Raw genomic sequence first — 25,709 nt, forward strand, 5'->3', positions numbered from 1 at the left:
ATAGAATGCAAGGAAAAAGTCTCATCCCTATACCCTTAGCCAACATAGTGAGAAGTCTGGAACTTTCATCCCAGACTTTTCCTTATTTATTTTTTCTTTTTATTGTTAGCAAGGGCTGCCTTTTGTTGGCGGATGATTTGGTGGTAAACTTGTTGTACCTTGGCTTCGCTTGGTTTTTGACCATTTGCACTCAAAAGAGTACGAACTGCTTCAGCATTCAAACGTGGGTTGTCAGCGAATTCTTTTTCGATTTGCTTACGAACCAAGTACATTCCCCCAAGAGCTCCTCCTAGAAAAGCTAGCACAATCAATACAATTGCTAAAAGTAAATCCATCATTTTTCTCCTGTTTCTTTTTGAGTCTCTTTCATTATACCACAAACTAGCCACCCTGACTAGTTTGTTTTACGCTTTCAGAGATGAGTAAGCTGTAATTAAAGTTGGCTTATCTTTCTAGTCAAAACTAGAAAGAATATAAAAAATACACTCCCTTACTATTCGTTTCCTCCACTTTTTTAATACAAAACAATATCAAATATATATCCTTCTCTAATCCTCTTGACAACACTTCATTAGCTGGTAAAATTAGATTAACAATACAATATAGAAACAAAAGTTCGCCTCATTAAAAATGAAAGCGCTTTTAATTAATAAAGGAGGTTTCTATGGAAAAAATTTGGAGGGAGAAATCCTGTCGCTACAGTATTCGAAAGCTAACAGTCGGCACAGCCTCTGTTTTGCTTGGAGCGGTTTTTCTAGCTAGTCATACCGTCTCTGCTGATACTATTGAAGTACAGCAAAACGAGCCTGCATTAGAGAAAACTACAGTTAAGACAGACACTATAACGAAAGCAAGTGAATCAACTGAGCATACACAGCCAAACGTGCCAATTGATCATACAAAACCAGTTCTAGCTAATAATAGTTCTTCTGAAAGCAAACCCGCTAATGCTGATGTTACTTCTGCTACAACTAATCAAGCCAGTACTGAGGCTATTGTAAAACCTAATGAAAATAAGGAAACCGAAAAACCAGAACTACCTGTGACAGAACAAAGCAACTATCAGCTAAACTATGATCGACCAACAGCTCCTTCCTATGATGGCTGGGAAAAACAAGCACTCCCAGTTGGGAATGGTGAAATGGGTGCTAAGGTTTTTGGTCTCATCGGCGAGGAGAGAATCCAATACAACGAAAAAACTCTTTGGTCAGGTGGACCGCGTCCCGACAGTACCGACTATAATGGAGGAAACTATCAGGAACGGTATAAAATTTTAGCAGAAATTCGTAAGGCTCTTGAAGACGGAGATCGCCAAAAAGCCAAACGATTAGCTGAACAAAATCTAGTTGGACCAAACAACGCCCAGTATGGACGTTATCTAGCCTTTGGTGATATCTTCATGGTCTTCAATAACCAGAAAAAGGGGCTGGATACAGTTACAGACTATCACCGTGGTTTGGATATCACAGAAGCCACTACTACAACTTCTTACACCCAAGATGGAACGACCTTTAAAAGAGAAACCTTCTCAAGTTACCCTGATGATGTTACTGTTACTCACTTGACCCAAAAAGGGAACAAAAAACTTGATTTTACAGTTTGGAATAGCTTAACAGAAGATTTACTTGCTAACGGAAACTACTCAGCGGAATATTCTCACTACAAGAGTGGCCATGTTACGACAGACCCAAATGGTATCCTACTAAAAGGTACAGTCAAAGATAATGGCCTCCAGTTCGCATCCTATCTAGGAATTAAAACGGACGGAAAAGTTACTGTCCATGAGGATAGTTTAACAATCACAGGAGCTAGCTACGCTACGCTTTTACTCAGTGCCAAGACTAACTTTGCTCAGAATCCAAAAACAAACTATCGCAAAGACATTGACCTCGAAAAAACAGTTAAAGGCATTGTAGAAGCAGCTAGGGGCAAAGACTACGAGACACTTAAAAAGAACCATATCAAAGACTATCAAAGCCTCTTTAACCGCGTCAAACTAAACCTAGGTGGAAGCAATGCTGCTCAAACGACAAAAGAGGCCCTTCAAACCTATAACCCAACAAAAGGGCAAAAACTGGAAGAACTCTTCTTCCAATACGGACGTTATTTATTGATTAGTTCGTCTCGTGATCGGACAGATTCCCTTCCTTCCAACCTACAAGGAGTCTGGAATGCCGTAGATAATCCACCTTGGAACGCTGATTACCACCTCAATGTCAACTTGCAAATGAACTATTGGCCAGCCTACATGAGCAATCTAGCTGAAACAGCCAAGCCAATGATCAATTACATTGACGATATGCGTTACTATGGCCGTATCGCTGCCAAGGAATACGCTGGTATCGAATCCAAAGATGGACAAGAAAATGGCTGGCTGGTTCATACCCAGGCGACACCATTTGGCTGGACTACCCCTGGTTGGAATTACTATTGGGGTTGGTCGCCAGCAGCTAATGCTTGGATGATGCAGAACGTTTATGACTACTATAAATTCACCAAGGATGAGACTTATCTCAAAGAAAAGATCTATCCAATGCTCAAGGAAACTGCTAAGTTCTGGAACTCCTTCTTGCACTATGACCAGGCCAGTGACCGTTGGGTGTCTTCTCCATCCTACTCACCAGAACACGGTACCATCACCATCGGAAACACCTTTGACCAGTCGCTAGTCTGGCAGCTATTCCATGACTACATGGAAGTTGCCAACCATCTGAAAGTCGACCAAGACTTAGTCACAGAGGTCAAGGCTAAATTTGACAAACTCAAACCACTTCACATTAACAAAGAGGGACGCATCAAGGAATGGTACGAAGAAGACAGTCCACAATTCACTAATGAAGGCATTGAAAATAACCACCGCCACGTTTCCCATCTGGTAGGTCTCTTCCCAGGTACGCTCTTTAGCAAGGATCAGGCTGAATACTTAGAAGCTGCGCGTGCTACCCTCAACCACCGTGGAGATGGTGGTACTGGTTGGTCTAAGGCCAATAAAATCAACCTCTGGGCTCGTCTCTTAGACGGTAACCGTGCTCATCGCTTGCTCGCTGAACAGCTCAAATATTCAACCCTAGAAAACCTTTGGGATACGCACGCACCTTTCCAAATAGACGGAAACTTTGGAGCAACCAGTGGGATTGCAGAAATGCTTCTTCAATCACACACTGGCTACATTGCACCATTGCCAGCCCTTCCAGATGCTTGGAAAGACGGTCAGGTTTCTGGTCTGGTTGCTCGCGGTAACTTTGAAGTCAGCATGAAGTGGAAAGATAAAAACCTGCAAAGCTTGTCCTTCCTTTCAAATGTCGGTGGAGACCTAGTTGTAGATTATCCAAATATCGAAGCCAGTCAGGTTAAGGTTAATGGTAAATCTGTCAAAGCAACTGTTCTTAAAGATGGCCGCATTCAACTGGCAACACAAAAAGGTGATGTCATTACCTTTGAACATTTCCCTGGTCGTGTAACCAGTCTGACAGCAGTTAGACAAAATGGAGTCACTGCCGAACTCACCTTCAACCAAGTAGAAGGTGCTACCCACTATGTTATCCAAAGACAAGTGAAAGACGAATCTGGCCAAACCTCTGCAAGCAGAGAATTTGTGACCAATCAAACCCATTTTATCGACCGTTCACTCGACCCTCAACTCGCCTACACTTATACTGTTAAGGCTATGCTGGGTAATGTTTCTACACAGGTATCCGAAAAGGCCAATGTCGAAACCTATAACCAATTGATGGATGACCGTGATAGCCGAATCCAATACGGTTCTGCATTTGGAAACTGGGCAGACTCAGAATTATTTGGAGGAACAGAGAAGTTTGCCGACCTTTCACTAGGTAACTATACAGATAAAGATGCGACAGCAACCATTCCTTTCAATGGTGTTGGCATTGAAATCTATGGTCTCAAATCATCTCAATTAGGAATCGCTGAAGTCAAAATCGATGGTAAATCAGTCGGTGAACTGGACTTCTATACTGCAGGTGCAACTGAAAAAGGTAGCCTTATCGGTCGCTTCACAGGATTGTCAGATGGTGCTCATGTGATGACTATCACTGTAAAACAAGAGCATAAACACCGTGGCAGTGAGCGCTCCAAAATTTCCTTAGACTACTTTAAAGTTTTACCGGGACAAGGAACAACCATTGAAAAAATGGATGACCGCGACCCTCGCATTCAATACGGATCTCAATTCAAAGATTGGAGCGACACTGAATTATATAAGAGCACAGAAAAATATGCGGACATCAATAACGCCGACCCAAGTGCTGCTTCAGAAGCTCAAGCAACCATTCCATTTACTGGAACAGGTATTCGAATTTACGGACTTAAAACATCCGCTCTCGGAAAAGCTCTCGTGACACTAGATGGCAAAGAAATGCCAAGTCTAGACTTCTACACAGCTGGAGCTACCCAAAAGGCAACCTTAATTGGAGAATTTACTAATCTGACCGATGGTAATCATATTTTGACATTGAAAGTTGATCCAAATTCACCAGCAGGTCGCAAGAAAATTTCTCTAGATTCATTTGATATCATCAAAGCCCCTGCTGTTGGTATAGATAGTCCAAGTATCGCACCACTTAAGGAAGGGGATAAAAACATCTCTTTAACTCTTCCAGCTGGAGATTGGGAAGCCATCGCTGTGACCTTCCCAGGCATCAAAGATCCACTCGTTTTACGCAGGATAGACGATAATCATCTAGTTACGACTGGAGATCAGACTGTCTTATCAATTCAAGATAATCAGGTACAAATCCCTATCCCTGACGAAACCAATCGAAAAATTGGAAATGCGATAGAAGCTTATTCTATCCAGGGAAATACAACAAGCAGTCCTGTCGTAGCTGTCTTTACCAAAAAGGATGAGAAGAAGGTTGAGAATCAGCAGCCAACTACAAGCAAGGGAGATGCCCCTGCTCCTATTGTAGAAATTCCTGAATACACTAAGCCTATCGGTACAGCAGGACAGGAACAACCCCCTGTAGTAAATATTCCGGAGTATACTAAGCCTATCGGTACAGCTGGACAGGAACAACCCCCTGTAGTAAATATTCCTGAGTATACTAAACCTATCGGTACAGCGGGACAGGAACAACCCCCTGTAGTAAACATTCCTGAGTACACTAAACCTATCGGAACAGCGGGACAAGAACTGCCACCTACCGTTTCTATTCCTGAGTACACTGAGCCTATCGGAACGGCTGGACAGGAACAACCCCCTGTAGTAAATATTCCTGAGTACACTCAACCTATCGGCACAGCAGGACTAGAACAACCGCCTACTGTTTCTATCCCTGAGTACACTCAACCTGTCGGGACAGCGGGACAAGAACAACCGCCTACCGTTTCTGTTCCTGAATATAAACTTCGTGTCTTAAAGGATGAAAAGACTAAAGTTGAAATTATTGGAGGAGCGACTGACTTAGAGGGAATTTCTCACATTTCTAGCAGACGTGTATTAGCTCAAGAATTATTTGGTAAGACCTATGATGCTTACGATCTTCACCTTAAAAATTCAACAGACCAGAGTTTACAACCAAAAGGAACTGTCTTGGTCCGCTTGCCTATTTCCTCAGCTGTCGAAAATGTCTACTACCTAACTCCATCAAAAGAGTTACAGGCACTCGATTTTACTATTCGCGAGGGAATGGCAGAATTTACGACTAGTCATTTCAGCACCTATGCAGTCGTTTATCAAGCTAATGGAGCATCAACTACTGCAAATCAAAAACCAAGTGAAACAGATATCAAACCATTAGCCAACAGCTCTGAGCAAGTTTCATCTAGTCCAGGATTTGCTCAATCGGCCAATTATTCTCCTAAAGAACAACTTCCAGCTACTGGTGAAACGTCTAGTCCACTACTATTCTTGTCAGGATTGAGTCTAGTCCTAACAGCAACTTTTCTACTTAAGAGTAAGAAGGATGAATCCAACTAACTTTTAAGCACACAAAAACCAGGATGAAGATAAGCTTCATCCTGGTTTTTGATTAAAATCAAACATGTTTATCTTAGATGCTAAAAAGGAAACATCAGAACATGGATTCATCTGTCTAATTCTGCCTATTCTTATCCGAATGCGTTAGCTCTCCGTATATTATCCTCGATCCCTTTTGTCTCGAATCCCTACCATGATATCTGTATATAAAACATCATTTATCTTACTTGAAATATAAAATACAGGTGTAGATTCTTCTAAGTCATTATCAAGCAATAATTTGGTTAGCAGGTATATCCCCTTATCAAAGTCAACAGCTTCCTCTCCAGTAACTCTTACTCCTGCCATTCGAGGAACCAAAAAATAACTGTTATAGGCTGTCCCTTCCATTATCTCTTCTTTTCCTAGATAATCCTCATGAACGGGAAGATAGACTGTGATGTTGTATGTTCCATCTTCCAATTCTCCGATATGGGGGCATGAGTAAAAGGGATTGCTTTTAGGTGTATATCCTGCCGCTACAGCTGTTTGAATCATATCTTGAAAGGCTACTGCAATCTCATCACCCACAATATTATAGTTCACACTCAAGACATTACTCATCATTAAGGATTGATTCATACCATATGTAATTTCTGCCATTTTACTTCTCCACTGGGATAATCAAATCCACAAACAAATCATCATAAACAGGTATCAATACTAGGTATAACTTATCCTGCAACTCCCAACCATGATCACGAATATAAGCTTTCATCTCCTCAATTGTTTCATCCAAGCTACCATCAAATAGAACCCGCTTGCTAATTCCTTCTATATCTAGAGATGCCTGATAATCCAGTTGACTTGTTGGCTCTGCTTCAGATATAACTGGAATATAGACTCCCACATCTTGCTTTTCTTCGTTAAATTGAGTTGGAGTCATCTCAAAAATGGTTGGGCCATCTTTATAAATACCATCAGTATAGGGAAGGAGTTCTGTATGAACAAATAACTCCAATAGTTCGTCCGCTTGAATCTGGACCTGGTCTGTCATCAAATGGCTCATATGTAGTTGTATTTCTTTAATCATCTTTAGTTACCTTTCTACTAAATCTATCTCTGTCAAATTCTCTGTTTGAAATCATATCTGGGTTTACTTCTATATGCTTGATTGGTCTTGTTTCCTCAATATCATGACGATGTTGATAGGCATAGATAATATAAAACCATGTTCTGTATAAAGCAGGTCCAAAAATCATAAATAATAAAGACATTCCCCATCCCCAAAAATATTCATATCCAATTATCGCTAAAAAAACACAAATAAAAGATAAAATCATAGGAGGACCAAATACAAAATTATAGAAATTTTTGGCAGCCTTTTCTGGTAAAATTTCCTCAGAGTCTAAGTCAACCATCAAACTCATAACAATATTCATAATAATGGAAAAGATTAGAGGAAGGAAAATTTTTAAACCAAGAAAACTATGGTCGCCACTCATAGCGCTAAAGCCAATAATGGCATAAATATGACCAGTCAGATACATGAGATAGGTTCCAAAACTAGTTAAAATTCCTCGTCTAAGGTCCAGTAAAAATACCAGATTTAAAATCCAAACAACAATCCCTGCAATAAGAAGCCCTTGATATAAGTCCTCATTTTTTAGAACCTCTAACCCTCCTGCAAAAAACATAAAAAATGCTATAGGATATATAATAAAAATCCCATTTAATACCCCCCACAGAGGAACTGGTCCGTGAACACTCCTTCTTTGAAGTTCAAACGTTTTTTTAATTCGTTCCAGTATCATTTAAACCATCCTCTCATGCCTTTGAGAACTTTACTTTTTAAACCTATCTCTGTCAAATTCTTTATTTTGAATCAAATCCGAAGACACTTCTATATGCTTAATTGGTCTTATTTCCTTAACATCATTACGATGTTGGTAGGCATAGATAATTATAAACCATGTAGCATAAAACAAATGTCCAAAGGTCATCGAAAACAAGGACATTCCCCATCCCATAAAATAATCATATCCAATCATCGCTAGAAATATACAGATACATGATAAAATAAGTGGAGGAGCGAATACAAAGTTAAGCATAACTTTGCTGGCCTTCTGCGAGATAATTTCTTCAGAGTCTAAATTGACCAAACAGCTCATGACGACTATAACAATAATGGATTGAATAAGAGGGAGGGATAGCTTTAAACCGATAAAACTATGATCCCCACTCAAACTATTGAAAGCAATGATGGCATAAACATGGCCAGTCAGATACATGAGATAGGTTCCAAAACTAGTTAAAATTCCTCGCTTAAGATCCAAAAGAAAAACCAGATTTAAAATCCAAACAACAATCCCTGTAATAATCAAGCCTTGATGTAAGGCAGGATTTTTTAAAATCCTTAATCCTGCAAGCCAAAATCCTGTAAATACCAAGGGATACAAAATAAAAATCCCATTTAACACCCCCCACAGAGGAACCGGTCCCTTTATTCTACTTCTTTGAAATTCAAATGTTTTTTTAATTCGTTCCAGTATCATTTAAACCATCCTCTCATGCCTTTTATCAGGCTATTGATCTGTCATCAAATGTTCCATATGAATCTGGATTTCTTTAATCATGTTTCGTTTCCTTTTTAAATCTATTTTTATCAAATTCTTTATTTTGAATCAAATCAGAAGACACTTCTATATGCTTGATTGGTCTTGTTTGCTCAATATCATGACGATGTTGGTAGGCATAGATAATATAAAACCATGTTCGGTACAAATAAGGTCCAAAAATCATGAATAATAAAGACATCCCCCATCCCCAAAAATATTCATATCCAATTATCGCTAAAAAAATAAAGCAAAGCGATAAAATTACAGGAGGTCCAAATAAAAAATTATAGATATTTTTGACGGCCTTTTCTGATAAAATTTCTTCAGAATCTAAGTTGACTAGACAAGTCCCAACAATCACAACTATAATAGCAAAAATAAGAGGGAGGAAAATTTTCAAACTAATAAAACTATGATCCCCGCTCATGGCACTATAGCTAATAGTAGCCAAAACATGTCCAATCAGATACATGAGATAGGTTCCAAAGCTAGTTAAAATTCCTCGTCTAAGATCCAGTAAAAATACCAGATTTAAAATCCAAACAACAATCCCTGCAACAAGAAGCCCTTGATATAAGTCCTCATTTTTTAGAATCTCTAACCCTACTGCCATAAACATAAAAAAGGCTATAGGATATAAAATAAAAATCCCATTTAATACCCCCCACAGAGGAACTGGTCCGTGGACACTCCTTCTTTGAAACTCAAAAAATCTTTTGATTCTTTCAATAATCATTTAAACCATCCTCTCATGCCCTTGATCAGGCTATTGGCACCTTTTTTAAGATTATCCGTAATATTAAACTTTTTATCAAGCAAGTCCAAACCTGCTACAACACCTGCGGATACTCCAATTGCAATTGCCCCAGGTAACCAAGCAGGAGCTGTCGCACCAACAACTAAACCTGCTAGCACTGCTCCAACGCTAGCCCCAGCAATCCCTGCAACAGTTGTTCCCGCTGCCTTAGCCGCATCTATCACAAAGCCTGTCGCCTTACTAGCCTCAACTTCATTTCCTCTCAACCCTTGACGTTTGGCCTCTTTTTCATTTTCACTGATGTTTGAAAAAGTATCAACCACATCTAAAGCAGCACCAACAACTGTAGCTCCTTTTAAAAACTTACCAAACTTCGTAGCGGATTTAAAGTTTGTTAGTCCTTCTTTAACAGAACCTATAAGTCCTTTCTCACTTGTAATTCCTTTCCACAGGCCTTTACCAGCATCCTTGAAACTTATTTCATTAGTGAATTCTTCTTTCAGTAGACTTCCAGTTGTAGACACAATTGATTTTCCGACACTAGCCACTTTGGTTCTAAATCGAGTTGTATCTGTAAAAGATTCGAAAACCTTACTCAATTCTTCATTATATTTAGTATAGCCTAGATTTTTCATAATGGATTTAAAGGCCTTTGAAACATCACCATTTTTATATTGAACAACTTCGTAAATACGACTACCACTTAATTTCTTACCAACTTTAAAATAATCATCTAATGACTTACCGAATTCTGTTGTTGCTTTAGAAACAATGATATCCCCTTTTTTATTTTTTCTAAAACGAAAATACGCATATAAAGCTGCCAACATAGATTCCAATTCAAAATATTCAGATTTTCCATACAGACGATTTTCTTTTATATCTTTATACACATTAAATAATGCATCTATTAAGTTTTTATTTTCAGCTATCGTACCACTATACTTAGACTCAGCAAGCTGTTTTGCGAGAGCATTTTGATACTTCACAGCTTTGGAGTTGCTATGGATAGCTGAGTGTATCTCTGAAACTGAGTTTTTAAACCAAGTTCGATTATAATAATTTCTCGATGCGGTGTTCCCATATGGAAGAGGAGCATAACCTGATAGGGTAGCAATTTCACTATTTTGCATATCTATAAGGTCAAAGGTATCTGTCTTTAAAAGAACACTATTAAAAGCTTCCATGTTCTCTATGGTATCATCTAAACTCTTGACTGCTTCACTATAGCTCGCCTTCACACTATCCAAACTAGGATTCGTTAACGTCAGAATATCACCAATCCCTGCATAGATAATTAGTGCCTCACTTGAAATTTTATTCAAATCATTAACAGGATCTTTTATACGTTGCTTGAGGCTCTCTAGATATTCTGTATGAATAATCGCACTAGTATTAGTCTCTGACACAGTATCTTGGAATAATTTCAAAATCCCTTCATAGCGACTGAAAATACTATCCAAGGTATTGATATAGTTATCGACCAGTGGTATCTGATAGTTGGTCACTTTCTGGTTAATGGCATCCTTCACTGCCCCTTTGAGACTATCTGTAGCAACAACCTCTGATAGACGACTTCTCGAAACAGAAAGCTGTGATTTAATACTCTCAACAGAGATACTCAACAACTCTTTTTGTAACAGAACTTCCGATACATCAATCTTCATTCACTTCCTCCTTAACATAAACACTGGATACCATACCTGCATTTAGGTATTCCTTACGCAGAGCTTCTTGGCAGTAGTGTTCATCCACGGTATCCGAATATCCTTCTGATACAACTCTCTTAATAAAAAGATTACTTATAAGCAAAGGAGAGATGTCAAATCGTAGCCCAAACGGATAGCCATGACCAATGTAGTCCACATAATGTCCGTTTGCCAAATCAACTCGACGACCGGAAATGACTACAAAAAAGTCCATCTGTTCGCTTTCAAATGACTCAACCAACTCCTTAGGAAGGAGCTCACGATCAAGTTCGACAACACTACCCAAAGGATAGATACGACTTAAACAGAGATCTACATAAGAAGCATACTGGATAAAAACTGAACGAGGTAGGATAACTTCTTCTTGAAGACGCCGAATCCGCACGAGTTCTTTTTCATAGAAAAATTCCAACGGCGCCCCTATCATTGGATGATAATGATAGCTTGGTTCGTCATTCATAAAAGCTATATAACACGCCCGAAAAACATCTGGATGTCCTGATAAGGTCATCGCTACCGCTGTCAAAACATCATTATCTTTCTCTGTCAATTTACATTTAGATAGTGCTCTTGTAAATAAAGTCATCTGTGGTTCTATCACTTCAAACCTCCCCCAGATGTCATAGCAGATGCTCCAGCAGCATCATCATCTAGTTTATTCTGACCTGCTTGCTCCATTTTATATGCATCTTTACTTGTGAATCCTTTAAATTTATTTATTGATTTGTTAAATTCTTCAAAAACTTCATTAAACGTAGTAAAAGGGATTAGATCTGTACGACTAAATCGTATATCATTCAGCTTGGCAATTCCTGCAGTTGAAGAAGAAACATTCCTAGTAATACTGTCCCAACTGGATTTATTTACACCTGTTTCTGCCATTATTCTCTCCTAGTCATCTAAATTATCATACACTCTCGCTTGTCGGTAGTAATTATTTATTTTATTCTGTAAATCACTCGATTCCGATGTAAGAGTTTGAATTTTATCATCAATTGTTTGTTTATTATTTTCATGGCCAGAACAAAAATTCGATAGCTCTGTTTCTAAAGAGTGAAATTTTTCTTCAAAATCTTCCTGACGACTCCCTTTAAACTGAGTCGAGTCCAAAGGTAGGATTTGCCTTAAAGTTCTCGATTGAACTTGGATAGATTCTATTTTAATTGCCAATGCACTACTAGCATCTCTCAACCTACGAATTTTTTCATCGATTGCTGCCTTTTCAACTTGCATACTTGATGCACACTGCCGAAAATACGATGCTATCTGTCTATAATATTCTCCCATTCCTATCCTCCGTAAAAACTAAATTATAGAATTTATTTTAACATATTTATCACACAAAAGCCATATACATTAAGTACGAAAGATGACACCTTCACAGAACAAGAAGCTCTTTGTGAACTATAATTTTAATTATCTTGGTAATTTAATTCTGCAAACTTCTCTTCCAACAAAGAAGTGAGTTTCATCGACTTCTAAAAGAGTTTCTTTGTAATCTGATTTACCTTTAATCATTCCTTGATCCATAAATCTAGTACCAAATATACCTGCAGGCATATTTGCACGCAATCGCTTACTAAACTCATCAAATTTACTTTCAATATTTTTCTGATAGCCATGGAAAATAAAGTAAACTCCCGCTTTAGAGGCATTTTTGATAATCGTTTCTAACACATTTGCAGAAAGTAACATTTTTTCATTTACGGTATGAATGTCTGGCATGTAAACAAACATCATTTGATTATCGCCACCTTGTAGTCTTCGTTCAATTTCACTGACAAGATCTGTTAATGCCGTACTAAAGTTATTTAACAAGATGATTGAATCAAAACTATCTGGATTTGCAAGACGTCCGTCAATATCAAAAAGAATACGTTGAGCTTGCCCATTCAGATTTTCAAATGCCATTAATAAAACTGATTCCAGTAGTTCTGTTTGCTGTGGTGTGTCATCCATAATGACAAAATAGCCATGTTCTTTAGGATTAAAGCTTACTACCTTAGTCGTTTCTTTATCATATCCGATTGGGATTTGACCTTGTTGCATCATCTCTTGAACTGTAGCTGATTGTTTAAACTCATCAAGCGTCACTTCATTTGGCAACATTGGAATTGGTTCTGGGCAAACTCCTGTCCAGCTTCTTGCAATCAGCTTAACTTCTTCCTCCAAGTTATATAGGCGCTCTATATCGCCTTCTCCACTTATCGGGAGATAAACCTGAATGGCATACGGAATATCTTCTTTCAACTGGGCACGGCCAAAAATTTCTTGCTGAATTAAAGCATCACGTCCTATAATTTCCTTAGAAGCTCCTTCATCAACTAGGTAAAAGGCCAAGCGCGAGGTAATATTACTTGACATACTGATTTTAAGGCTATTTGAGCGGAGTGCTGTCAAAATCACATAGCATCCAAGACTCGCTCCCTCACGTAGGAGGCGGTTAATCATACTTTCAATAGCTTCTTCTAGCGCTATGTCTTTTATAGTATCAAACCCGTCAAAAATAGTAAGAATAGCGGGGAGTTTCTCACCTGATTTTTGTTCGTATTGAGAAAGACTTGCTACATTATAGATGGCAAACTTCTCCTTACGAATCTTCAACTCTTGGTCAATACGTTTTAAAAACTTAACCAGTTTTTCTTCTTCATCAAACCTTGTCAAATCAACTACATGAGGTAAATCTTTTAGTGGCAAGAGTCCATTGGTTCCGAAGTCAAATAGATTGATTTGTACTTGCTCTGGAGTATTCAAACGAGCGAGATTTAGCACTAGAGTTTGAAGAGCTAGGGATTTCCCAAAACCAGGTGAACCATAGAAAACTGTATGCCCCATTTTTTCCAAATCAAAATGATAATCCTTCTGACGTTGTTCTGTCGGAATATCCATTCGAGCAAAGGGAACGGCCAATACTTTTTCATCGGTCCAGTGAATATCTGTTTGAGGGGATATGATGGCTGTCTCTAAAGGTTCTAACCACGGTTTATCTGGCAGATTGAAAGGAACAGTCTTACTCACTCTTGCTATATAGTTTACAACTGCTGAGAGTTCCGTGATTTCTTCCGTCTGATCAGCAATATAATTTTCATCCTTAGATAGGTCATCAGATAACAATTCATATTGTCCCAGGTCATTTATCAACCAAATTCTTTCATCAACAACTTCTTGAACCCCCTCTGTTTGTGGGGCATACTGTGCACCACTCCATGCAGACTGGAATAATTCATAGATTTCGTTATTTCCTACTTGTAGGTAAGCACGACCAGGTTCAGTAATACTCGCCGCATCTGGTGTTTTGATTATTTCATTTGAATCAGACTCATCTGACACTTTCAAAGCTAGTTTGAAACGAGAGTTTGACCATATTTGATCATTGACGACCCCTGATGGTTTTTGTGTAGCAAGAATTAGATGGACTCCAAGCGAACGTCCGATACGGGCTGTCGAAACCAGCTCTGTCATGAATTCTGGTTCATGTTCTTTTAATTCAGCAAACTCATCACTAATAAGGAACAGATGAGGTAATGGTTTTTCTGGATAACCTGATTTGTCAGTAGCTTTTTGGCCTTCCTTATATAATTTAGTATATCCATTGATATGATTAACACCAAATTGATTAAAGAGACGTTGGCGTTTTTGTAACTCTGCTTTGATAGAAGCTAGGGCACGCGCACTAGCAGCTCCATCTAAGTTAGTAATAGACCCAAGCATATGTGGTAAATCTTTGAAAAGATTCGCCATCCCTCCACCTTTGAAGTCAATCGTAAGAAATCCAACATCCTCTGGACTAAAGTTTACAGCCATGGATAATATATAAGACTGAAGAATCTCAGATTTACCTGAACCAGTAGTTCCTGCTACAAGACCATGTGGCCCATGTGCACGTTCATGTAAGTTGAGTTCCACCTGGTCATCCTTCCCACGCAATCCCAATGGCACAGCTAACGTTTTAAAAGTATCCGCTTTGGACCATCTAGTCGCAACCTGTAACTCTTCAACTTCTCTGACTTGGTAGAGTTCCAAAAAGGTAACGGATTTAGGAATCGTGTTCTTCTCTACTTCCATGTGTTTTAGATTTGCTAAAGTACGAATAGAATCTTCATAGCAATCCAACAGCGGGTGGGGAATAAAGGTTTGAGCACTATAGGCACCCTCATCATTAATGATTTGACCTAAATTTTGATTCTTATATTCAATTAGAGTTGTGATAGTTTCTGGCAAAAGACGACGTGCCTCTTTCACCCAAATGACTGTTACACCCAACTCTGTCAAATCTTTGGCTAGATACTCATTCAAACTATGGCCAAGTAAATGGGAGTCATCCATAATCGTTAAGACATAATGGGGTTTAAAGCGCGCATCTTTTTCCCCCATTTCACGTTTGATTTGAGAACGTTTTTGAATGATACGGTAAAGCGAATTTAGAACGGCATCACGACTTCTGGCATCATGGACAAAACCACGAATATTTCGTTCCTGCATATTGAAATGAGGAAGAAATCGCCACTCAGACCAATCTTTCTCATATCTCTGTTCTTGAACAAGATTGATAAAATTAACATCTAAGTAGCTGTGAAACATTGCCATCTGTAAGAGCATGTTATACACAGCTGTCCTAGTTACTTCACTGTTTCCAACAAGACCAACTGTCGCTTCAAAAATATTAACAGTAATTGGAACCTTCTTTTGCAAACTGTAGTCTTGCAAGACTGTGCGAGCAAACTGCGATATTTCATCTTTACTTTGCTCATCAAAATTTGTTTGCAGCTCTAGCTGGCTTAACCTATCTCCTAAACCTAAAGACACCTGTAAGAAATCTTCATTATAGTCCATTCTCTCATAAATTCTTGAATCATACTTTGCAATCAGTTCAGTAATGGTTGAGATTGACGGTTGATTATAATGTAAAATATTAGTTTCTTCTTTGTAGTATTTTTCTAAGTCAGATACTTGTTTTAATAAATATGCCTCATAATCTTGAATTCGATTTTTTTCTTGTTCCTTGGTATCCTTTTTCTCTTCAAAATACTGACTCATAGTTGTCGCTGCTGTCAGGAGACTAAAGCCCCCCATCCCTAGCATCATTACAGGATTACCTTTTGTCCAAATTGAACTCAATGCAGTTAAAGTAAACATTCCTAAAGCTGGAACAATTGCTCTGATGAGCGAGTTTTTAGGGAGTCTAATCGGTTGAGGAGGTTGATTGATAATGATTTTTCCGCTATGGATAATAGGGTTAACTCTGGGACTCCTTCTATACTCTGGAAAATCCATCGGATACTCATTATTTTTTTCTTGTATCAGAATTTGATTCCTATTTAATTGCGGTTCTTCGAAGAGACATCCAATCTTCCACTGATTCTTTCTTTTTTCTATAAAATAATTAGAAACCTTCATTCGGTTCCCTAATTCAAACGGATAAAGTCCTCCCTCTTTGACTAGACGGTCATTTAAATAAATCGGAGATTCCCCAAGTGTCACCTGTACTTGATTATTTGAAAAAATAAGTTGGTTCGAAATTTTCCAACTAATATCAGCTGATTCTTTCTTGCTACAAATAAATCGCTGTGGTGGGAAAATATAACTGATAAAAATATCTTCCTCAGGAACCAACAAGGTTACAATTTCTTTATCAAAAGTAGATTTTCCTCTTTCTAAAGTCTTACCATTTCGATAGACTATTCTACCTTCTACTGTATACTCGTTAGTACCGACCTTCACCTTTTGTCCTTCAAACAAATCTATTTTCTCTAGATTATCTTGTTCAATCAACAAGGTATAAAGAGGTTTATGAAGCTCTCCTAATTGGTCTCCCAGCTGATGATCATATTCTAGCTTTTTTGCCTTCATTTATCGTTCACTCTTTTCTTTTGTTCGGTTGTCTTTAGGAGTTGTTGTTTCAGTAGATGCTTTTGTATCACTACTATTTGTCGTAGCTTCTCCAATCTCAGCAGAAAGTTCCTTTATTTTCTTTTCATATTCTTCAAGTTTCTTTTGTTTTTCAGAACCATTCATATTGATGTCTGCCTTAACTGACTCGTATAGATTTGTATAAGCATGTAAAATCAATTGCGTGTCCCCGATATTTTGTGCCACATCTAGAGCTTTTTCAAATTTTCCACGTCCAAGATAAATCCAATAAGAAAAAATTGTATCATCTGTTGATTCTGTAATCGTATTTAAAATAACTTCCTTTTGCTTATCACTCAAACTATCTAAACGGACATAACTTGCTGCTAAGATATACTTGGCCTCCTTGGGCAATGATTCTGTACCATAATTTTTTAATGATTCAACTGTTTCAGAGTAATCTTTTCGCATGAAATTTGATTGTGCCATAATGACTGATGATTTTAGTGGCCCATCTTTAAACATAGATTTGTAAGTTGCAAAGCTTAAGACAAGTGTGGTTGTAGCAAGTAAAGCTCCCCCTATTAACAAAGTCTTCCATTTTTTCTTGTTAACCAACAAATTTGCTTTTGAACTCTCTTCTGATAATTTGGCATACTTTTCTGCAATATAATTATTGACATCAGCTACACTCTCTAAGGGAATAATATCTTGTGCCACCTTTTCCTTTATTGCATCAATCCCATGGATGGCTAGTTCAAAATCTATCTTAGGTAGTAAAATAGAAATCATTAAAGCTTTATAAGATTCTAGATAAAATTCAGAACTATACTGTTGAGGTGCAAGTAATTTTTCAATTCCATAGTGTAACATTTGTACATTACTTCCAAAAATAATGATATTTTCAGGATGAATGTACGGAATTTTATAATCATTTTCAGAACGAACTAATACAGACATACTTTGTGCCAAACTAAAACGTTCAAGTTCCGTAGTTCTTTCTAAAATTTCTTCTTTAACAGTTTTAAAATACTCAGGAATCTTATACTGCAAAGAAAGAACTCCGTCTTTCTGTACTATTTCTACTGGACAATATTCTTGAATCAATTCAAGTTGTTCTCTACGATAACCTGATGAAGAAATTTGAACTGATATTTGATTGTCTTCTCTCACAAATTCTAGTCGATCTGCTTCAAACATTTTTTCCTCCTATGATACATCCTCAATCTCTATATAATCTCCATCGCTAACTGGATAAACAGCCAAGATATCCATTGGTTCGATATGGATTTGTTTGTTTCTAAGTTTGAAACAAAACGAACTATTTAGAGGTAAATTCAACTGTTCTCTAACTTTGGTATCTTTTAGTAATTCTTCTAATCTTAACCAAGTTAGAGATTTTGAAACTAGAATATCTATTTGTTTTGCTCTATAGTCTAGAGTTAACTTTATTTTTTCGTAATCCATGCCATTTCCTTCCTAAATAGACTCCCAACAAAACCATAAACAGTAAGAAAAAACTGGTAAATACATTTCCCATCCAATCCTTAAAAATTGAATAATTCCTTTGTTTAAAAGAGGATTTCTCCTCTATAGTGTATTGATTAAACAATGATGTTTGGACAACAGTAGTTTCTAGACGATAAATAGAGTGATTTTCACCATCAGTAAATATAGTCTGTTCTGCTCCCTGTATAAGTTCTTTGGTTGTTTGAGTTTTCTGGTCCACAACCTTTTGGGTACGATTTAAAAATAAATTTGGAGCATATTTGGACTCTATCCTATTTTTGACCGTTTCCTGTGTACTATTTGTAATGATATCTGTATCAAGTTTTAAGCTACCATCGTCTGCATAGACTAACACAGGAAATACTATACAAAGAATTAATAGGTACTTTTTAATGTTCTTCATCATAAAATAAAAATAAGCGTCAAGTTCCCCTGACGCTCCTCAAAATTAACTACAAACCAAAGCTTTGTGCATCTTGTTGGTCACGTTCAGCTACTGTTTGAGCATAGTTGTTCAATTGTTGGTTGATGCTCACTAGAAGCTCCTCAAATTTTTGAACATGTGTATACAACTGGTTGTATTGCTCAAGGTAAGCATTAAATGCTTGACCTTTCCATTGTGATGCCATTTCGCCATTTGTTCGATTAACAGTTTGTACAGCCTGTTCAATTTGTTCTTTAGCACTAAGATAAATTGCCGCCTGAGATTGTAACTGTTCTGGGGTTAAACTAATTACTGACATTAGTATTCTCCTTTAATTTTTATTTTTATTATTTTATCATATGTTTTATTATTTGTCTATCATTTTATTACACTATATTCCATTATTACCCCAGAAAATTTAAAACTTAATAGTTCAAATCGCCCCCTTGTTTCAGATTCACATTAGTGATATAATAAACTATAAATGAAAGGGTTTATGTATGAAAAAAATAATCATAGGTGGTAGCATTTTTGTAACATTATTGGTCGGTTCTGGTGCTGCTTTTGTTTACTTAAAAAATCAAGAAGTTTCAATAACTAATAAAGTAAATGACCGTAAATTAAATATTGCTTTAGTAAATGAAGACACTGGTGGATCTTTAAATGGGAACACGTATAATTTAGGGAATGATTTTACAACATTATTATCCAAAGATAGCTCAAACCAATGGACAGTTATGACTCGCAATGTCGCTGAAAATCGATTTGAGAATGGTTCTGTTGACGTCATTGTATACATAGAACAACAATTTTCAGAGAAAATAGCTCAGCTGGAAAGCTTTAACCCAGACCGAGCAAAGATAGCATATAAAACAAAATCGAATCTAGATCCTGTCAAATCTAAAAATGTAGAGTTACGTGTCGGAGAACATCTGAATACAATCAATCAAAACGTTATCAAAATGTACTTTTCGAGTGTCATTAACAACTTAGACGATGCGAAAAGAAATGTTGAAAACATTGTCAATGAGCAATCAGGAACACACTCTAAAATTTCTCAGTATATCTATACACCATCCAATCAAGCTAGCCAATCTATTACTAGTACTATGGATTTAGTTTCTGGTTTAGAAAAAAACAACTCTTCCTTCGAAGAACTTCAAAAAAATTTCTCCGAATCAGTTATAAAACTTTTAAATAGTACGGGTAATGACTTACAAACAAAACTTCAAGAGGTTAAAGGTAATTTTGATAGAGAAATAGAAAATTCAAAACAAAATGTCTCTACAACAAATACGATTTTAAAAGATCAATATGAAGAAACTGCTAAATTTGTAGAAAAGATAAATGATTCTGCATCAAAATCATTATCTCAATTTGGAAATAATAATGATACTCAAAAATCAGAAATTAGTAAATTTGAAGATTTGATTTCTAATTACCATAAAATTATTTCTGATTATCGAGATAAAACAAATGATAAAAAGACTGAATTAGAGAAGCTCCAAACTGAATTAGAAAAAGAGAAGAAAAAAGTAGAGTTATTTTACTTTGGAAAAGAAGGAGTGGATACTAAATCGGATTTAACTTCTGAATCCAAAGCAACGCTTGCAGCACAAATAAACAATAGCCTACAAGTAAAAAATTCTTTACCTGACACTTATCAAGATATGATTCGTTCAACACTATCAGAAACTAGTATCCAAATGTCTGACTACAAAGAATTATTTGCTAAATTACAGAAATTAAAAGTCTTAACCCCTGATCAAGTTAATGAATATACTTCAAAACTAACTTTAATTGAGAACTATTCTCAATTTGATAAAAAATTTACACCTATAACCGGCTTGCCTAGTTTTGAATTTTTAACAACAGAAAATGATAAATTAGACAAGATTACCGAAGAAATCCCTATCACAGTTAAACTTCCTCAAGCAGGGCAAGAAACTGCTACAACAGAGATTTCTTCCCCTATTTCAACTACCCCAAGTGATGCTTCCTCTTTAAATGTAGAATCAAAACCTGAAATCTCTAATGCATCAACTGAAACAAAAACATCAGCCGAAACAAAAACACCAGCCGAAACAAAAACATCAACTGAAACAAAATACATATCACCTAAGGCTAAAATTTCAGTTACCGGAGATGCTAAATTAGTAAATGGTGAACAGGTTATTGCTGATGATAAGACCTATAACTTGACCATTTCCTATACTTTTGAGCCACATTATGGAAAAAATGATATATCTTTTGAGATACACATCGGAGACACAATAATCCCTATAAAACAGACCATCTATCGTAGTGATAAAGAGGAATCAGATGTACTTGTTAAAAAGGATTTAACACATATTTTTGATAAATTAAGTAAAATTAATCAAGCTGCAGGAATGATTAAAGCAATCTATGGAAATCCAAACAGTAGCTCTATAAACTTTTCTGCTTTATCACCTGATTCAGTTTATAATATGTATGGTAATATCAATCGTGAAGATATTGAATCGCAACTTTCAAATAAACAAATCACACAATTTAAACAATCTGGTCTTGAATTACTCGACGAAATTCAAGGGACTTCAGATTCGTTAAGAAAAATAACAAGTGAAATACCAAAATTGAATGAAGCAGATTTACCAAATGATTATTTCAAAGTGGAAATCACAGATTTAACAAATTGGTATAATGCATCAATTAAATCTTTATCAGAAGAATATAACGTATGGAAAGGAACAAAAGAAAAACAACTTGAAACTACAAATTCAACTTCTGAATCAAACAACAATCAATTAAAGGTTAAAATTGATACACCTGAGCAACTGTATCAATCTATTCAATCACTAGTTACTACCACTTCTGATAGTTCAAAAATAACTAACAAGAATCATGAAGCTGTTGGAACAATGAAGGATCAATTCACTCAATTTAATAGCCAAGTTAAAACGATTAAAGATAATATTGACCGCACTGTTTCAACAACAAACGAATTGATTACTACTGAAGCAAATGTTATTCAAGGGAATAGAAATTATGCAGATTCCTTCAAAACTGTTATGAAAAATATCCGTGATGGAGGAACCACTAACCAAAATGTTATGAGTTTCTTATCAAATCCTATAGAAACCAAAAAAGAAACTTATGCTACGCCTATTTCTGTAGAAAACAACAGATTATGGGTAATTGTTGCTGTTATTGTTTCTGGAATTACATCAGCTGGAATTACCTACTGGTTAACAAAGGAGAAAAAATAATTTCTTTATAAAAATATAATCATGACCACCCGCATAGCGGGTGGTTTTTTGTCTCGCACCTAGAGGAGCGAGACGGACTAATCGACACATAATAAAAAAAGAGAGAATCACACTGATTCTCTCTTTTTTTATTATGATATTAAATATTTCAGTTTTAAATTTTTTGAATTTTAGAACAATGAACTCTTCACTTTCTTGAATTTCTGTTGCAAGATTCCAACTAAATATACCATGATGATAATGTTCCTCAATCATTTTTAGATTTTCTAAAAAAATCGAATATTAGACACATTCTATTACTTAACTCGTATTATACCTTGAATAAGTATCTTATATCATTATTTTAGAAATTTTGATTACTTTATATTTTCTACTAGACCATCTGCATACGTTACTATTGTCCGTTTTCGTGTAATACAATCGAAACACTAAATTATTTTTTTACAGTAGGTATAAAATTGCTAGTGTAAAGAGACTTGCTAATAGCCCCACTCCCCAAAAGAGAAAATCAACCTTCCACTCGCTCCAAGGACTTCCCTTACCAGACAATCCTCCAAGCTCAAAATGATGATGCACAGGCGTCATACGGAAAATACGTTTACCACCTGTCAGTTTAAAATAACTGACTTGCATCATGACCGAAGTTGTTTCAAAGACATAAACAATTCCGATAATCAAGAGAGTCCATTCTTGGTGGAGGGCCATAGAGATAGCTGCCAACATTCCACCTAGGGCCAAACTTCCCACATCCCCCATAAAGACTTTAGCAGGCTTATGGTTAAAGACGAAGAAACCAAGCAAACCACCAATCATGGCAAGAATCACTAGAAGGATATCCATCTGACCTTGCACATAGGCAATAACTCCATAGGCAGACAAGCTAATCACAACGGAAATACTAGCTAGACCGTCAATACCATCTGTCAAGTTGACTGCGTTTGAAAAACCGACTAGCCAGAAAAGAGCGAAGACAATATAGAAAATCCCTAAATGCACTTGGTAGCCAAAGACAGAGAGCATATCGCCCCCACGCTCATAAAAAAGGTAGAAAATGACGCCACCTAGCAGCTGAAGAGCCAATTTCTGTTTGGGGTTTAGCCCCTCATTGATCTTTCGGAAGACCTTGAGAAAGTCATCTAAAAAACCAACCAAGCCATACAAGACCAAAATAAACAAAATCATACCAACATTATTGGTCAATTGTTTCGAAAAAAGAGCGACGAGGAAACTCACCACAACTGCAGCAATGAGGAAAACAAGTCCCCCCATTGTAGGAGTCCCAGCTTTTGCCTGGTGCTGTTTAACATCCTCATGCATCTGCTGGCCTGTAATTTGCGCCTTTCTATAAAATTGGATAAAGGCCGGAATTCCTACTAAAGTTAGTAAAAATGTCACAATTCCAGCACTAATAGAAATAAACATATTAGTCTCCTAAAGTTAATTTAATTTTTTTAATGTTTTTGATAGCTGTATTAGTCCGAACATCTTGCTTCTGAACAACGGAACCTGAACCTTCAAATTCCAGTTCAATATCCAACCATTTAGCAAAGGTCTCGGCAGTCTCTTTTTTCCAGCCATACATGTCTGGAATTTCTTCTACCTTATCCGATAAAAGGAGAACTTGTTGGTTTGGTGCAAGATTGGTCCCTTCTTCTACAGAAGTCTCTTTAATCTTTGTTCCAGTACCTACAACGATTGGTTGCACAATATTTCGGCGTAAGGCTTCCGCCAACTCACCAGGTGAAATATCCTTGATGCTAGGCATTGCATAAGAAGATTCTGTCGTAACTTTATCTAAATTTTTGGCTGGAGATTGAAGATTGAGAGATTCTTTCATAGCTGAAGCCCGCTCCAAGATTGGGGTGGCAAATTCTCCCAACTGGATACCTGAATAATGCTCAGGCTGTTGAACCGTTACATACAAGATAAAATCAGGATTTTCAGCAGGATTCATAGTCACAACTGAGAAAATATAATTGGTAGAACCAACCAAGTATCCTCCATTTTTCTCATCAGCGATTTGAGCCGTACCGGATTTAACTGCTACATTTTGTCCAGGAACTGTTATAATTGGCTTTCCTGTGTAGTGATTATACATAGTTCCATATAGAGGGTCCGTCCCAACTAAGATCATGTGATTTCGAGTTGTGCTTGCTGCCTCTTTGGAAACAGGATTTCCTACTATTTCTTTTTGTGACTTACGTACAGACTGATTGTTAGTATCATAAATAGCACTTATAAATTTTGGCTCCAGCATAACTCCATCATTAGCAATAGCTGTAAAGGCACGAAGCATTTGTGTTTGTGTCACTGAAATTCCTTGCCCAAATGAGCTTTGAGCAATACTAACAATATTATCAGCTGGAAGTTGACCAGCGTATTCATCTGTCAAGCCAAAGCGAGTTGGAACCCCAAATTTAAAGCGTTTTAGATAATCCAACCAAGTAGCATCTCCCATTTTTTGTTCAAGTAGACTCATTCCAACATTACTGGAGTGAGCGAAACCTTGTAAGAAAGTCATCATACTACCAGTAGTCAAACCTTCATTAACATCCCAATCTCGAGTCGTCGCATCCGCCATTTTAAATTCACTGCTATTGAAGTATTCTCCACTTGGGAAGGTATTATTATCAATAGAAGAAGCTAACGTCATAACCTTCATGCCTGATCCTGGTTCATAGTTACTTTGATAAAGAATGTCACGCCAAACAAAGTCCTCAGTGATTCCTTCTTTAGTATCTGCATTAAAGGTAGGTCGTTGGGTGGTAGCGAGGATTTCACCGGTCTTTGCACTGACCAAGGTCGCGGTCATATACTTACCTTTTACTTTTTCTAGAAAGGCATCCATCTGAGTTTCCATGAAAGATTGTAGCGGACTAGACAATGTTGTATAAACATCCTTGCCATCCACAGTTTGTTGCGATACCAGTTCTGTACCTGGTACGATATTTCCTACACGGTCTTTTTCATAGGTAATAATACCGTCTGTCCCAGCAAGAATGGTATTTAAAGAACTCTCCAAACCAGAAGTCCCTAACAAACTCTTACTACCATCCTCATTTTCATGAAGTTGGGCTAAGCCAATAAAACTAGAAGCAAATTGGCCATTTGGATAGCTTCTGTTAGGGCTAGTTGTAAAGTCAATCCCTTCCACACTAGCATCTTTCAAATCTTTTTTAATAGCCATCATATTGGCATATGTAATCCCATTTCCTTTTGCACCAAAGGAAACTTGGGTCAGATTTGGTTGAGCCAGTTGCTCTTTCACATAAGCCTCATCCATATCCAAATACTTATGGAAGACTTCAGCTACCTTATTAAACTGCGAATCCTCTACATAAAGAATTTTACCCGTTGCTGACTTGTATTTTTTGTCAATAACAGCATAGACGTTATAAGAGGTCGCATCTTCTGCGATAGGCACTCCATTTCGGTCATAGATAGTTCCACGCTTGGCAGGAACTGTTCGGGTTGTTTGGTGAACCTTTTTAGCTTCTTTTACTAAGTCAGTACCAAATATATTACCTTTCGCGATAATATAAGCAAAATTGGCCAAAAAGAGACCAAAAAGGGCAACCGCTACAAAGCTGAGGTACTTACCAACTATCCTACGGTTTTTTGCTGGAGATTTACGATTTTTGATCGCAAATCGGGTTATTTTTTCTGTCCATTTCATA

At 37.0% G+C, this 25,709-nt stretch carries 19 protein-coding genes; 2 read left to right on the plus strand and 17 right to left on the minus strand.

What is annotated here, in order from left to right; translation table 11 throughout:
- Positions 1-86: 86 nt before the first annotated feature.
- Positions 87-335 (minus strand): YneF family protein, encoded by a 249-nt coding sequence (locus FJN11_RS08650; protein WP_000364990.1) that lies wholly within the window; start codon positions 333-335, stop codon positions 87-89.
- Positions 336-664: 329 nt separating this feature from the next.
- Here FJN11_RS08650 and FJN11_RS08655 point away from each other — a divergent pair, with 329 nt between their 5' ends.
- Complete coding sequence (locus FJN11_RS08655; RefSeq protein WP_140224468.1) at positions 665-5,938, plus strand: SIALI-17 repeat-containing surface protein; 5,274 nt, start codon at positions 665-667, stop codon at positions 5,936-5,938.
- 159 nt (positions 5,939-6,097) lie between these two features.
- Here the strand turns inward: FJN11_RS08655 and FJN11_RS08660 are convergent, their stop codons facing one another.
- From FJN11_RS08660 to FJN11_RS08725, 13 genes are all read right to left on the minus strand, one after another.
- Entirely contained in the window at positions 6,098-6,580 is a 483-nt protein-coding gene (locus tag FJN11_RS08660; protein WP_049493677.1) for a DUF5085 family protein, read from the minus strand.
- Between the two features lies 1 nt (position 6,581).
- Positions 6,582-7,010, minus strand: coding sequence for a hypothetical protein (locus FJN11_RS08665; RefSeq protein WP_038804217.1), 429 nt, complete (start codon positions 7,008-7,010; stop codon positions 6,582-6,584).
- Positions 7,003-7,731, minus strand: a complete 729-nt coding sequence (locus FJN11_RS08670; protein WP_140224469.1) for a hypothetical protein — start codon at positions 7,729-7,731, stop codon at positions 7,003-7,005. Before FJN11_RS08670 ends, FJN11_RS08665 begins: the two co-directional genes overlap by 8 nt.
- A gap of 30 nt (positions 7,732-7,761) precedes the next feature.
- Entirely contained in the window at positions 7,762-8,472 is a 711-nt protein-coding gene (locus FJN11_RS08675; protein ID WP_140224470.1) for a hypothetical protein, read from the minus strand.
- Positions 8,473-8,545: 73 nt separating this feature from the next.
- Positions 8,546-9,271: a hypothetical protein gene (locus tag FJN11_RS08680; protein ID WP_140224471.1), complete on the minus strand. Its 726-nt coding sequence runs from the start codon at positions 9,269-9,271 to the stop codon at positions 8,546-8,548.
- Positions 9,268-10,959 carry a T7SS effector LXG polymorphic toxin gene (locus FJN11_RS08685; protein WP_140224472.1) on the minus strand — a complete coding sequence of 564 codons (1,692 nt, stop codon included), beginning with the start codon at positions 10,957-10,959 and terminating at the stop codon, positions 9,268-9,270. The genes FJN11_RS08680 and FJN11_RS08685 overlap by 4 nt, the downstream gene beginning before the upstream one ends.
- The gene (locus FJN11_RS08690) at positions 10,949-11,602 is read right to left on the minus strand and encodes a DUF4176 domain-containing protein (protein ID WP_115904591.1); all 654 of its coding nucleotides are present in this window, start codon (positions 11,600-11,602) and stop codon (positions 10,949-10,951) included. Before FJN11_RS08690 ends, FJN11_RS08685 begins: the two co-directional genes overlap by 11 nt.
- The gene (locus tag FJN11_RS08695; RefSeq protein WP_140224473.1) at positions 11,599-11,883 is read right to left on the minus strand and encodes a variable surface protein mvspG; all 285 of its coding nucleotides are present in this window, start codon (positions 11,881-11,883) and stop codon (positions 11,599-11,601) included. The genes FJN11_RS08690 and FJN11_RS08695 overlap by 4 nt, the downstream gene beginning before the upstream one ends.
- A gap of 9 nt (positions 11,884-11,892) precedes the next feature.
- A complete protein-coding gene (locus FJN11_RS08700) occupies positions 11,893-12,288 on the minus strand; it encodes a YwqH-like family protein (protein ID WP_140224474.1) in 396 nt (131 codons plus the stop codon).
- Between the two features lie 129 nt (positions 12,289-12,417).
- Positions 12,418-16,851 carry a type VII secretion protein EssC gene (essC, locus tag FJN11_RS08705; protein ID WP_140224475.1) on the minus strand — a complete coding sequence of 1,478 codons (4,434 nt, stop codon included), beginning with the start codon at positions 16,849-16,851 and terminating at the stop codon, positions 12,418-12,420.
- On the minus strand, positions 16,852-18,051 hold the full coding sequence (essB, locus tag FJN11_RS08710) for a type VII secretion protein EssB (protein ID WP_049492933.1): 1,200 nt from the start codon (positions 18,049-18,051) through the stop codon (positions 16,852-16,854).
- Between the two features lie 9 nt (positions 18,052-18,060).
- Positions 18,061-18,318 carry a hypothetical protein gene (locus FJN11_RS08715; protein WP_061590471.1) on the minus strand — a complete coding sequence of 86 codons (258 nt, stop codon included), beginning with the start codon at positions 18,316-18,318 and terminating at the stop codon, positions 18,061-18,063.
- 494 nt (positions 18,319-18,812) lie between these two features.
- On the minus strand, positions 18,813-19,103 hold the full coding sequence (locus FJN11_RS08725) for a WXG100 family type VII secretion target (protein ID WP_049492928.1): 291 nt from the start codon (positions 19,101-19,103) through the stop codon (positions 18,813-18,815).
- Between the two features lie 181 nt (positions 19,104-19,284).
- Here FJN11_RS08725 and esaA point away from each other — a divergent pair, with 181 nt between their 5' ends.
- Positions 19,285-22,032 carry a type VII secretion protein EsaA gene (gene esaA / locus FJN11_RS08730; protein WP_140224476.1) on the plus strand — a complete coding sequence of 916 codons (2,748 nt, stop codon included), beginning with the start codon at positions 19,285-19,287 and terminating at the stop codon, positions 22,030-22,032.
- Here the strand turns inward: esaA and FJN11_RS08735 are convergent.
- The 3 genes from FJN11_RS08735 to pbp2x form a co-directional block, all read right to left on the minus strand.
- Entirely contained in the window at positions 22,012-22,287 is a 276-nt protein-coding gene (locus FJN11_RS08735; protein WP_140224477.1) for a hypothetical protein, read from the minus strand. The two genes, esaA and FJN11_RS08735, sit on opposite strands and share 21 nt — an antisense overlap.
- A gap of 186 nt (positions 22,288-22,473) precedes the next feature.
- Positions 22,474-23,454 (minus strand): phospho-N-acetylmuramoyl-pentapeptide-transferase, encoded by a 981-nt coding sequence (gene mraY / locus FJN11_RS08740; RefSeq protein ID WP_140224478.1) that lies wholly within the window; start codon positions 23,452-23,454, stop codon positions 22,474-22,476.
- 1 nt (position 23,455) lies between these two features.
- A complete protein-coding gene (pbp2x, locus tag FJN11_RS08745; RefSeq protein WP_140224479.1) occupies positions 23,456-25,708 on the minus strand; it encodes a penicillin-binding protein PBP2X in 2,253 nt (750 codons plus the stop codon).
- Position 25,709: the final 1 nt, after the last annotated feature.

The sequence above is a fragment of the Streptococcus symci genome, from assembly GCF_006385165.1.
GTDB classification, from domain to species: Bacteria; Bacillota; Bacilli; order Lactobacillales; family Streptococcaceae; genus Streptococcus; species Streptococcus symci.